Genomic DNA, 10,631 nt, shown 5'->3' with positions numbered 1-10,631 from the left:
GTCCGGGGGCGAAGCCCTCCGGGTGGGGCCTGGGGGCTTCGCCCCCAGAAAAGGCCGAAGCGCCCCCGTCCACGCTATCCGTGGACAAGGGCGCTTCAGGCGCGGAGGCGGCGAGATTTGAACTCGCGAGAGGGTTTCCCCTCAACCCGCTTAGCAGGCGGGCGCCATCGACCGGACTAGGCGACGCCTCCTCCGACGATCCGCGTAAAAATTCTTACGGGATACGACGACGACCAAGAGTATCTGCTCCTGAGGTCCGGCGCCAAAGCGGGGTGTCGAGCGGCGGTTTGGGAGTGTTGGGTGACCCGTGTGTAACCTGGCGTGCACCGACGGGGGTCGCCAGCACACGCCAATCCCAGCACTGTCAACCAATGGGTCGGCGTGGGCGTCTTAGGTACCGTGGGTTGCTTGCGAGCGATCCATGGAAGGTCGCCACGTCGCCGATCAGGGAAACGGAGCCATGTCGCGGAGTACTCGCGCCGCCGGACGGAGGTCCGCGCCTCGTGCCAGCCGGTCCAAGCACCGCTCTCAGCGCGCCCGGACGACGTCCAAGGCCATCGGTCTGACCCTGCTCAGCGCGCTCGTGCCGGGCTCCGGCCTGATCATGGGCGGCCGCACCAAGCTCGGTGCGTTTGTCCTGACGATCACCGGCGGGCTGCTGCTTGTCGCCGCGTACGTCGGCCTGACCCAGCGGAACTCGGTTCTCGAGCTGGCCGTATCGCCGAGGCAGTTGCTGATCGCGACCGCGGCCGTGGTCGTGCTGGGTGTCCTCTGGATCTGGGTTGTCGTGGCCTCGCACAAGCTCCTAAGGCCGGTGACCATGACCTACACCGGCAGGCTCGCCGGTTCGATGTTCGTGGGCCTGCTCTGCTTCGCGATCGCCGTACCGACGACTGTGGCGGCGCAGACGGTGATGGCGCAGCGCGACCTGGTCGGCAGCGTGTTCCAGTCCGAGGACAACTCCAAGAGCGCGACCCGGCCGAAGGTGGACAAGGAAGACCCGTGGGCGAAGACCCCGCGGCTCAACCTGCTGCTCCTCGGTGCGGATGACGGCGCCGACCGTACTGGTGTCCGCACCGACACCGTGATGGTGGCGAGCATCGACACCAAGACCGGTGACACGGCCCTGATCTCGCTCAGCCGGAACTGGATGCGGATGCCGTTCCCGGAGGGCTCCCCGCTGCACAAGATCTACCCGGACGGCTACTGGAACCCGGATCTCGGCAACGTCGAGCAGCCGGAGTTCTACCTGGACTCGATGTACGACAACGTCCCGAAGCAGCACCCCGGTGCACTCGGCGCGACCGACAACATGGGCGCGGACGTGGTCAAGCTGGCCGCGGGCGCCGCGCTCGGTCTCGACATCGACTACTACATGCAGATCAACCTGGCCGGCTTCCGCAAGATCATCGACGCGATCGGTGGCATCACCGTGAACGTCAGCTACAAGGTGCCGATCGGTGGCGACTACGGTTCCGGCCCGGGCACCCGGGGCGCGAAGAAGCCGTCCGGCTACATCCAGCCCGGCCCGAACCAGAAGCTCGACGGCTACCACGCGCTGTGGTTCGCCCGCGGCCGCTACGGCCTGAGCGACCCGTCGCGCCAGGAGCGCCAGCGCTGCACGATCCACGCGCTGGTGAACAGCGTGAACCCGGCGACCCTGGTCACGAAGTACCAGCAGATCGCCTCGGCCAGCAAGGACCTGCTCCGGACTGACATCCCGCAGGAGATCCTGCCGGCGTTCATCGAGCTCGGCATGAAGGTCAAGGGCGCGAAGGTCGCGAACGTCGACCTCGACAAGCGGAAGAACTTCCCGACCGGGAAGAACCCGGACTACTCGGCCATGCAGGAGCTCGTCGAGAAGGCGATCGCCCCGAAGACCAAGCCGATCGCGTCCACGCCGTCGTCGACCACCACGAAGAAGCCGGGTTCCGGCACGACGAAGAAGCCGGTGAAGGCGACCCCGACCCCGGGCGCCGCCCAGGACCTGAACGACGCCTGCGCCTATGACCCCACCCAGACCGGGACGAACTGATCCTCGGGACCGACTGACAAGATCAGGTCAATCTGGACTGAACCAGCTGCTTCGGGGAAGGATGCTCGAACCGACACAGCTGGGGGGCAACATATGAGACGCATCATCGCGGTAGCAATCGGTACGGCGTTGGTCGTGGCGGGGTGCAGTGGCGAACCGGAGAGCAGCAAATCGCTGGCTCCGGCGACGGTCACGACCCCGACCGAACAACCGACTCCGACACCGACGCCAACGCCAGAACCACCGTCCACGACGCCGACCACGGCGTCGCTGAGCCCGGTGGGCTACAAGAAAGCAATCGCGAACTCCGAAACAAACCTGGTGCGCGGGGTGCAGCGGGTGATGAACGCTCCGACCTTGGAAGCGTTCGATCAAGCGCGGGCGCAACTCGAGGATGCGATTCGTAACCAGCGGCAGGCGCTCGGCGACCTCGAGCCGCCGGCCGCGGCCGGCACCGGGCACGAGGCGGCGCTGATCGCCTTCGACCGGTACGCCGCCTCGGTCACCACGAATCTGGCGACGTCCGGTGAGACCAAGACCGGCTGCGGCCTGCCGAAGGCACCCGCCGTTCGGCTGTACCAAGCCAAGACAGGCATCCGTACGTCGATCGTCGAGCTGTCGAAGGAGGTCAACCGGAGCCTCGGCAAGGGCATCAACTACGGCCTCCGGATGACGCCGCCGGCGCTCACGCCGCCACCGCAGATGACCGGCCGGGGCTCGAACGGCCAGATCATCCAGCGGGCCGGGTCTCGCGGCTACGGGTTGTTGCAGATCACCAACAACGGTTCGGCGGACGTCGTGGTCGTCGTTGCGGCCAGCGTGCCGCGGCAGCCGCAGGCCTCGATCTATGTCCGCCACGGCTCCAAGACGAACCTGCGCGGCATCCGTGGCAGCTACTACGTGTTCTTCAAGTCGGGGAGCGCGTGGGACGGCGTCAGTAGGCAGTTCACCGAGGACTGCTCGTTCTCCAAGTACGACAACCGTTTCGACGGCAAGTACAACTGGACGATCACGCTCTCACCGGTGATCGGCGGCAACGCGTCCACCTCGAAGGTCGACCCGTTCTAGACCGCAGGTGGGCCGATGCGATCATGGCCCGATGCGGACGACGTACCGGATGCGGTCAGGGCGGTTTCTCGGGGTCCTGGCCGTAGGGCTGATCATCCTCGGGGTGGCTGCGATCACGTGGGCCCTCGGGGCGCCGCGGGTCGCGGTCACGGTGTTCCTCGCGCTGGGCGGTCTGGTGGCGCTGGCCGGGCTGTGGATCGTGGCCCGGCCGCCCGTCGTGCTGCGGCTGCGGGACGACGCGATCGAGGTTCGCGGCGTCAAGACCGGGTGGACCGACATCACTGAGGTCGGCCGGGTCGAGACCACCCACGGTGCTGCGCTCGCGCTGCGGACCAAGCGGGCCGATGACACCGTCCTGGTGCCGCTGTCCTGGCTGTCGCCCGGGCAGGTGCCGGTGCTGGAGACCACGCTGCGCGACAAGCTGAACACGGCGCACGGTTACACCATCTGGGACGGGACCGCCCCCGACCCGGCGCCTCCCGCAGAATAAAGACGACCCCAACATCCGAGGAGTGTCGGTGCTGTCCTTCGAGTTCTCGTACGACGAATTGCTGACCTACCAGGGGACGAACCCGCGCCCGGTCGACTTCGACCAGTTCTGGGAGAAGGCGCTGCTCGACCTGGACGCGACGGACCCGGAGATCGAGTTCGGCGACGCCACCGACTTTCCGTTGACCACGGCAACGGCTCAGCACCTGTACTTCACCGGTACGGGCGGCTACCGCGTGCACGCGAAGGTGATTCGCCCGAATGAGCCGACAGGCCCCGCCGTACTGGTGTTTCACGGGTATGGCGGTGAGCAGCCGAGCTGGGTCGACCTGCTGGCGTATGCGGCCCGCGGGTACACCGTGGCAGCGCTGGACGTTCGGGAGCAGGTCGGTTTCCGCACCGCATCCCAGACGGCGAACCACTTCGACCTGCACAACCACCTGGTGCACGGTCTGGACGCCGGCCCGGAGAACCTGCTCTACAAGCACGTCTTCCTCGACACCCGCCGGCTCGCGGACATCATCGGCGCGCTGCCCGAGGTGGACGAGACGCGGATCGCGTCGACCGGCTGGAGCCAGGGCGGCGGGCTGAGCCTGGTCGCGGCTGCGCTGACGCCGAGCATCAAGTACGTCGCCAGCGTGTTCCCGTTCCTGTGCGACTACCAGCGCACCTGGGATCTGAACCTGGACACGGGCCCGTACAACGAGATCGTCACCTGGTTCAAGAAGCGGGACCCGCGACACCTGCGGCAGGACGAGGTGTTCAACACCCTTGGCTACATCGACGTTCAGCACCTGGCCGCGCGGATCCGCGCCGAGGTCACGCTGTTCGTCGGCCTTGAGGACCAGACCTGCCCGCCGTCGACGCAGTTCGCGGCGTACAACAAGCTGACGTCGACCAAGGAGCTGCGGGCCTACCCGGACCTCGGCCACGATGATCTGCCCGGTGCGCGCGACGACATCTACCAACTCATCGGAGCCAAGCTCTGAGCGCACTGACAGTCCTCGGCGTCGCTGCGCCGTACCCGCTGCCGGATGTGCCGTGTTCGGGCTACCTGCTGCGTTCTGGCGGCGCTGAGGTCTGGGTGGACGCAGGTCCGGGCTCACTGGCCGAGCTGCTCCGCCACACGACGCTGTCGGCGCTTGACGCGGTCTGGCTGTCGCATCTGCACCTGGACCACATCGGCGACCTCCTGAACGCGTACTACGCCCTCTCGTACGGCGAACTCCCAGCCAGGTCTCCGTTGCCGGTGTACGCGCCTGCGGCTCTCGGGGAGCGTCTGGCGGGGTTCTTCGCGCAGAACGACGCAGGGTTCGTGGCCGACGTACTGGAGCTCTGGCCGTTGTCAGACGGGCATGTGGTGGAGCTGGGCGAGCTGCGGCTCACTAGCCGGGCTGTGGAGCATGGGTGTGACGCCTACGCGCTCCGAGCAGAGTCCGGCGGGCGGGTGCTCGCCTACTCCGGGGACTGCGCTCCGTGCGGCGCTCTGGATGAGGTGGCCGCTGGAGCGGACCTGCTGTTGTGTGAGGCCAACGACCCTGAGCCGACGCCCGTGCACCACACACCACGTCAGGCGGGCGAGTTGGCGCGTCGTACGGGGGTTAAGCATCTCGTCGTCACGCATGTCGGGCCGCTGCTCTCAGCAGACCAGGCGACCGCCGAGGCCGAGGCGGCCTTCCAAGGGCCGACGACGCGTGCGGTCGTCGGGGCAACTCTGAGCTTCTGACCTCAGGTCGGGATCCAGACGGGCCACCACGGGGGCACGTTGCCGGGGCAGATGCCTGGTGAGGCGGCCGGCGTGCCCTGCCAGGAGTAGAGGGCAAGGTCGGCGATGGCGATCGCGATGGCAGCGGCGATGAGCCCCATGAACAGGGTCTTGCCGGCATACCGGTAGGCGATCGTGAAGAGCACAAGGTTGACGATCAGCGCCAGCGGCAGGCCGAGGAAGAGCAGCGTCAGGCCGTTGGCCATCGGCCCCGCGACATCGACGTGGCAGGCCTTCCAGGAGCGGGAAGTGAGCACGACGAGGCCGAACGCGGACCCGCCCCCGACCACGATCGTCAGGAACGACTCGACCTTGCCACCCTTCGGAATCAACGCCATGGGATCACCGTAAGCGATCGAGGGCTTCCTTGATGCCCTCCTCCCCGATGGCGTCATTGCCGGGGAAGAGCCGCTGCCAGGAAGTGGCGCGCGTGAGGTTGCCGAGGCGCCAGGCGAGGTCGGCAGCGCGGTCGAGGGTCGGCCGGTCGAAGTCGGCGGTCCAAGGCTCGAGGTAGGCGTCGCGCAGGCGTGGGACGACCTCGGGGCCTAGCTCGTGAGCGGCGCGCTCGAGGGGGACCAGCAGGCTGCAGAAGGGGTGGGCGACGACGGCATCGCCCCAATCGAAGAACGTGTAGCGGTCGCCGGTGAAGATCTGGTTCTCGTGCAGGTCGCCGTGGTCGAGCGTGTCGGGGATGCCGAAGGACGCGAGCTCGGTGCACCAGTCGACGAGCTCGGGCCGCTTATCGGCGAGCTGCTCGAAGAGATCAGGCAGTACGGCGGGCCGAGCATCCGGTACGCCGATTTGGTCGAACTCGTGCACGTGATCGACGAGCGCGCGCTGTAATTCGGCGTACTGGCTCAATGCCTCGGCCCATTCCCGCGGTCCCCGCTCGACGTCCCGCAGCAACTGACCCCCATCCGGGAGGAGCGACCACGCGCGCTCGACGTTGACGGCGTACGGGGTGAGGACGTGGTCGGGGATGAGTTCCGCAAGGCGGCTGGTGAGTACTGGCTCGAAGGCGCTACCGGGCGGATTCGCCTTGAAGCACAGGGGTTTCGCGGCCTCGACCCGCACGATCACCGACCACGGGCGCAACCGCACCCGCCCCTCGCCCGTCTCGCGAATCCCGAGCCGGTCGAGCTGCTCGACCAACCATCCCGTCGCCTCGCGCCGCCACGCCGCGTGATTCCACGGCGTGCGCGCTTCGGGGTAGCTCCCGTGATCGACCTGCATCTGGACAGCCAACCAGAAAGGAGCGGACCGCCAGCACTGATTAACTTCGCTTGGGCTGCTCGATTCACGCTCAGGTCAGGCTCGGCGAGGGGGCCGGGCGGAGGTTAGACAGTGGGGGCGGTCCGCTTTCAGAAGAGCCGGACCTCTGCGGGCTCCTCCAAGTCAAGGAGAAACTGCTTGCGGGGCAGGCCGCCTGCGTAGCCGGTGAGAGTGCCGTTCTTGCCGACGACGCGGTGGCAGGGGATGACGATGGAGAGCGGGTTCTGGCCGACCACCTTGCCGACGAGCTGCGCGTGACCGCCGACCTCGGCCGCGATCTCGCCGTACGTGATGGTCGTGCCGCAGGGGATGTCCTGGAGGCGGGACCAAACGCGAAGCTGAAAGTCGTCGCCCGTGAGGGTGGTGGGGAGCTCGAAGGTGGTGCGGTCACCGGCCAGGTATTCGTCGAGCTGGCGGGCCGCCTCGGACAGCACGGGGTCGGATTCGACCCGCTCGCCGAGCGGCATCGGCTTCACCCAGTGATGGGGGAAGTAGACACCGGCCAGCGCGCCATCCGAGGCGACCAGCGTGAGCTCACCCAGCCGGGTGCTGACGATCATGTGCCTGTTCATGCCCATGGAACGCTGCAGCACCCGAAGGTGTGAGGGCTAGCTGTTCACGCGCTCCCGGGTACGCGCTCGGAACTCACGCCCGATCTGCGTGACGTCGTCGTGCCGCACCTCAGTCGTGACCACCGCGGGAGAGCCGTCCGTCGGAGCGTGGATTGCCCAGGCCCCGCGCGGATCGATCAGTCCGGACTGAAGCCCGCCCTCCGGATTGGCCGGAACCGCCAGGCTGATCCAGCAGGTGTTGTTCACCGCGCAGCCCCGCGCCTGAACCGCGATGTGTTCGTGGTGCGTCACACCTGCGGTCGAGTACGAGACCAGTACGCCGTCCACGCCGAGCCGGTCGTACTCGGTGAACAACTCGGGGAACAGAACATCCAGACCGAGCGCGAGCCCGAACCGGAAGCCGTCCACGTCGAAGGTCACCGGGTCCTTGCCCGGGGTGTACATCCAGGTGATCTTCGTCGTCGACATCGTGCGCTCGTCGTACCGGGCCACCACCTTTCCCTGGTCGGAGACGACGTACATGCTGTTGTGCGGTCGCGCGTCGGGAAGCTGGTGGATGCTCGGGAGCACCGTCCAGACTCCCAGCTCGCCGGACAGCTTGGCGATGCTGTCGAACTCCTCCTGCAGGACCGTCCAGTCGGCCTTGGTCCAGTCGGACGGACCGATCTCGTCCGGGCCCAGCTCGGACATGATCTCCTTGCACGGCCAGCAGAGCGCGCCTTCGGTGAAGTGGACGAGGCGAGCGCCGGCCGCGGCCGCCTCCCTCAACAGAACGCGGACCTCGGTGCCGCTACTGCGCAGCAGGCCAGGGTCGGAGGGGTCTCGGTGCACCGTCGACTGGGCGACGGCAATTTTCAGAGCTTCCGGCATGTCTTCTCCTGATGGAGTCGGGCGGAAGTGCCGGAGGGCAGACGTGTAGGACTCGCCCGTCTTGGCGGCGCGGGCGCGAACCCGCCGCTTGAGATTCCTGTGCGCTGTCATCTGGCCTTCCGCATGCGCAGACTCGATCCTCCGGCGATCCCGTCCGCTGCAGTTGACCAGGACGAGCGGCCCGAGACCAGAAGTCCCTTTGCCCCCTACGACGAGACCGGGCCGGAGCCGGTCAACGGAGGTGAGGCGCGGGCCGCGCCGGGCCCAATCCTGTCCGACACCGCGGTGCTCGGTCAAGCACCGCCTCGCGGCGGCATAAAGTCGAACCTGGATGTCGTTGGGTCTGAGGTACGGGCAGCTGAGGATTGGGAGCACACGGTGAGCATTCGGGTCGGGTACAAGGCGTCGGCGGAACAGTTCGGGCCACGGGACCTGGTGGAGTACTCCGTCCGGGCCGAGGAGCTCGGGCTCGACAGCGTGACGGTGTCGGACCATTTCCTGCCTTGGCGGCACGAGGGCGGGCACGCGCCGTTCGCGCTCGCGTGGCTCGCGGCGGTCGGCGAGCGGACGAACCGGGTCCTGCTCGGTACGTCGGTCCTGACGCCGACCTTCCGGTACAACCCGGCCGTGATCGCGCAGGCGTTCGCCACGCTAGGTGAGCTGTACCCGGGCCGCGTGATGCTCGGTGTCGGCACCGGCGAGGCGCTGAACGAGATCGCGGTCTCCGGTCGCGAGTGGCCCGAGTTCAAGGAGCGGTACGCGCGGCTGCGCGAGGCCGTTCAACTGATCCGCGACCTGTGGACGAAGGACGGCGTCAGCTCCGAGGGGCCGTACTACCCGACCGTCGACGCGTTCATCTACGACCGCCCCGAGACGCCGCTGAAGATCTATGTCGCCGCTGGTGGACCGCTGGTCGCCAAGTACGCCGGTCGCGTCGGCGACGGGTTCATCGCGACCTCGGGTAAGGGCATGGAGCTCTACACCGAGAAGCTGATTCCCGCCGTGAAGGAAGGCGCTGAGGCGGCTGGGAAGAAGTTCGAGGACATCGACCGGATGCTCGAGGTCAAGGTCTCCTACGACCGCGACCCGGCGCTGGCGCTGGAGAACACCCGGTTCTGGGCGCCGCTGTCGCTCACTCCCGAGCAGAAGCACAGCGTGACGAGCGCGACCGAGATGGAGCGGCTGGCCGACGAGCTGCCGATCGAGCAGGTCGCCAAGCGCTGGATCGTCGCGTCCGACCCGGAAGAGGTCGTCAAGCAGTTCCAGCCGTACCTGGACGCCGGTTTCAACCACTTCGTCGTGCACGGTCCCGGCCAGGACCAGGAGCGGTTCCTGACCCAGTTCACCGAAGACGTTCTGCCGTTGCTCCGCAAACTCGAGGGCTAAACCGGGTTGAGGTCTGATGTCGGGCACCACACAATCGACGTGTGCCCGACACTCAGATAGTCCAGGACACCGACCCGCGCTGCGCCGAGCTTGAGGCGGCCGGGTATCGGGTCGTGGGTGAATCCTGGGCCGCGCATCTGTCCAGCCCCGATCGGGATCTGCTGGAGACCGCGGTCAGCCGGGTGACTGCTTCTGGGCTGATCGTGCGTGAGCTTGGCGCGGAGGCGGCTGAGTCGCTGCACCAGCTCGAGAAGCTCAATGAACGGGATTACCCGGTCACGCCGGCCACTGAGCGCATCGTTGGCGAGCTCGCCAAGACGCAGGCGTTGTGGCCGGAGCACCGGGTCTTCGGGGCGTTCGACCGATCACGGCTGGTGGGCGCGACGGTGATCCGGTCGCGTGACGGAGCCGGCGACACCAGGTTCACGTCGGTGCTGGCGTCGTACCGGCGTCGTGGGGTGGGGCAGGCCGTGAAGGCGGCGTCGATCCTGGCGTTCCTCGAGATCGGGATCACCCGGTTCAGCACGGGCGGGGCCGCGGTCAACGACGGCAGCCTCGGGGCGAACGAAGCCCTCGGGTACGTCGTCGACGAGCGCTGGCGCTCCTATCAGCTCTGAACTGACACTGGGCGGCTTGGCGGGGTGAGCGGGTCGCTCGTCAGGCGGGCGTGCCGCTCGACGTCGTACCGGGTGCCGTCGTAGGCGAGGCGGTGCCGCTCGACGCCCTCGGGGAGAAAGCCCGCGCTGCCGGCGACACCGCAGGAGGCGGGGTTGTTGAGGCGGTGGCCGAGCTCAAGCCGGTAGAGGCCGGCCTCGTGATGGGCCCAGTCGGCGAGTGCGCGGAGGGCGTCGCGAGCGATGCCTTGGCCGCGGACCTCGGCAATCGTCCAGTACCACGTCCAGCCGACCTGGTGGCGGTCGATATTGGTCACGCCGACGCAGCCAACGGGGTGATCGTCGGCGTCAGCCACGGCGTACACGTGACCGTTGTCGAGGTCGGCGACCCGGCCGATCCAGTCCAGCGCGGTCGCCCGGTCGACGATCCCACCCTGGTAGACCATGTCGGGATCCGCATGTGCCTGAGCCAGACGCAGCGCGTCCGCCGTTCGCCACCGCCGAAGTTCGAGCTGCGCCAGCGCGTATCCCATCCAAGAAATCTACCGCCGCCCCGCCAC

Annotated in this window: 12 protein-coding genes and 1 tRNA gene; 7 read left to right on the top strand and 6 right to left on the bottom strand. The window is 67.7% G+C overall.

What is annotated here, in order from left to right; translation table 11 throughout:
* Window positions 1–102 precede the first annotated feature (102 nt).
* Window positions 103–191 (bottom strand) — tRNA-Ser (locus E1263_RS40460).
* Between the two features lie 269 nt (window positions 192–460).
* Between E1263_RS40460 and E1263_RS40455 the strand changes: the two genes are divergently transcribed.
* The 5 genes from E1263_RS40455 (at window position 461) to E1263_RS40435 (ending at window position 5,318) form a co-directional block, all read left to right on the top strand.
* Window positions 461–2,035 carry an LCP family protein gene (locus E1263_RS40455; RefSeq protein WP_132177446.1) on the top strand — a complete coding sequence of 525 codons (1,575 nt, stop codon included), beginning with the start codon at window positions 461–463 and terminating at the stop codon, window positions 2,033–2,035.
* A 93-nt stretch (window positions 2,036–2,128) separates the two neighbouring features.
* The gene (locus E1263_RS40450; protein ID WP_132177444.1) at window positions 2,129–3,103 is read left to right on the top strand and encodes a hypothetical protein; all 975 of its coding nucleotides are present in this window, start codon (window positions 2,129–2,131) and stop codon (window positions 3,101–3,103) included.
* Window positions 3,104–3,134: 31 nt separating this feature from the next.
* The gene (locus E1263_RS40445) at window positions 3,135–3,593 is read left to right on the top strand and encodes a hypothetical protein (RefSeq protein WP_132177442.1); all 459 of its coding nucleotides are present in this window, start codon (window positions 3,135–3,137) and stop codon (window positions 3,591–3,593) included.
* A 28-nt stretch (window positions 3,594–3,621) separates the two neighbouring features.
* Window positions 3,622–4,581: an acetylxylan esterase gene (locus tag E1263_RS40440; RefSeq protein ID WP_132177440.1), complete on the top strand. Its 960-nt coding sequence runs from the start codon at window positions 3,622–3,624 to the stop codon at window positions 4,579–4,581.
* Window positions 4,578–5,318 (top strand): MBL fold metallo-hydrolase, encoded by a 741-nt coding sequence (locus E1263_RS40435; protein WP_132177438.1) that lies wholly within the window; start codon window positions 4,578–4,580, stop codon window positions 5,316–5,318. The genes E1263_RS40440 and E1263_RS40435 overlap by 4 nt, the downstream gene beginning before the upstream one ends.
* Window positions 5,319–5,320: 2 nt before the next feature.
* Here E1263_RS40435 and E1263_RS40430 read toward each other — a convergent pair whose 3' ends face one another.
* The 4 genes from E1263_RS40430 to E1263_RS40415 form a co-directional block, all read right to left on the bottom strand.
* A complete protein-coding gene (locus tag E1263_RS40430) occupies window positions 5,321–5,695 on the bottom strand; it encodes a hypothetical protein (RefSeq protein WP_238162021.1) in 375 nt (124 codons plus the stop codon).
* Between the two features lie 4 nt (window positions 5,696–5,699).
* On the bottom strand, window positions 5,700–6,590 hold the full coding sequence (locus E1263_RS40425) for a phosphotransferase (protein ID WP_132177436.1): 891 nt from the start codon (window positions 6,588–6,590) through the stop codon (window positions 5,700–5,702).
* A 128-nt stretch (window positions 6,591–6,718) separates the two neighbouring features.
* Entirely contained in the window at window positions 6,719–7,201 is a 483-nt protein-coding gene (locus E1263_RS40420) for a methylated-DNA--[protein]-cysteine S-methyltransferase (RefSeq protein WP_132177434.1), read from the bottom strand.
* 36 nt (window positions 7,202–7,237) lie between these two features.
* Window positions 7,238–8,071: a carbon-nitrogen hydrolase family protein gene (locus E1263_RS40415; RefSeq protein ID WP_132177432.1), complete on the bottom strand. Its 834-nt coding sequence runs from the start codon at window positions 8,069–8,071 to the stop codon at window positions 7,238–7,240.
* A gap of 378 nt (window positions 8,072–8,449) precedes the next feature.
* Between E1263_RS40415 and fgd the strand changes: the two genes are divergently transcribed.
* Both fgd and E1263_RS40405 read left to right on the top strand, forming a co-directional pair.
* Window positions 8,450–9,457, top strand: a complete 1,008-nt coding sequence (gene fgd / locus E1263_RS40410; protein ID WP_132177448.1) for a glucose-6-phosphate dehydrogenase (coenzyme-F420) — start codon at window positions 8,450–8,452, stop codon at window positions 9,455–9,457.
* Window positions 9,458–9,498: 41 nt separating this feature from the next.
* Window positions 9,499–10,074 (top strand): GNAT family N-acetyltransferase, encoded by a 576-nt coding sequence (locus tag E1263_RS40405; protein ID WP_132177430.1) that lies wholly within the window; start codon window positions 9,499–9,501, stop codon window positions 10,072–10,074.
* Here the strand turns inward: E1263_RS40405 and E1263_RS40400 are convergent.
* Window positions 10,065–10,604: a GNAT family N-acetyltransferase gene (locus E1263_RS40400; RefSeq protein WP_132177428.1), complete on the bottom strand. Its 540-nt coding sequence runs from the start codon at window positions 10,602–10,604 to the stop codon at window positions 10,065–10,067. The two genes, E1263_RS40405 and E1263_RS40400, sit on opposite strands and share 10 nt — an antisense overlap.
* Window positions 10,605–10,631: the final 27 nt, after the last annotated feature.

The organism is Kribbella antibiotica (genome assembly GCF_004349055.1).
In the GTDB taxonomy this organism is placed as follows: Bacteria; Actinomycetota; Actinomycetes; order Propionibacteriales; family Kribbellaceae; genus Kribbella; species Kribbella antibiotica.
Note: the sequence above shows the minus strand (reverse complement) of the source record. Positions and strands in the feature narration are given on the sequence as shown.

Excerpts from the sequence above, each read along its gene's own strand:
- E1263_RS40425 (WP_132177436.1), bottom strand. The coding sequence starts at position 6,590 with ATGCAGGTCGATCACGGGAGCTACCCCGAAGCGCGCACGCCGTGGAAT.
- E1263_RS40415 (WP_132177432.1), bottom strand. The coding sequence starts at position 8,071 with ATGCCGGAAGCTCTGAAAATTGCCGTCGCCCAGTCGACGGTGCACCGA.
- E1263_RS40430 (WP_238162021.1), bottom strand. The coding sequence starts at position 5,695 with ATGGCGTTGATTCCGAAGGGTGGCAAGGTCGAGTCGTTCCTGACGATC.
- E1263_RS40400 (WP_132177428.1), bottom strand. The coding sequence starts at position 10,604 with ATGGGATACGCGCTGGCGCAGCTCGAACTTCGGCGGTGGCGAACGGCG.
- E1263_RS40455 (WP_132177446.1), top strand. The coding sequence starts at position 461 with ATGTCGCGGAGTACTCGCGCCGCCGGACGGAGGTCCGCGCCTCGTGCC.
- E1263_RS40420 (WP_132177434.1), bottom strand. The coding sequence starts at position 7,201 with ATGAACAGGCACATGATCGTCAGCACCCGGCTGGGTGAGCTCACGCTG.
- E1263_RS40445 (WP_132177442.1), top strand. The coding sequence starts at position 3,135 with ATGCGGACGACGTACCGGATGCGGTCAGGGCGGTTTCTCGGGGTCCTG.
- E1263_RS40450 (WP_132177444.1), top strand. The coding sequence starts at position 2,129 with ATGAGACGCATCATCGCGGTAGCAATCGGTACGGCGTTGGTCGTGGCG.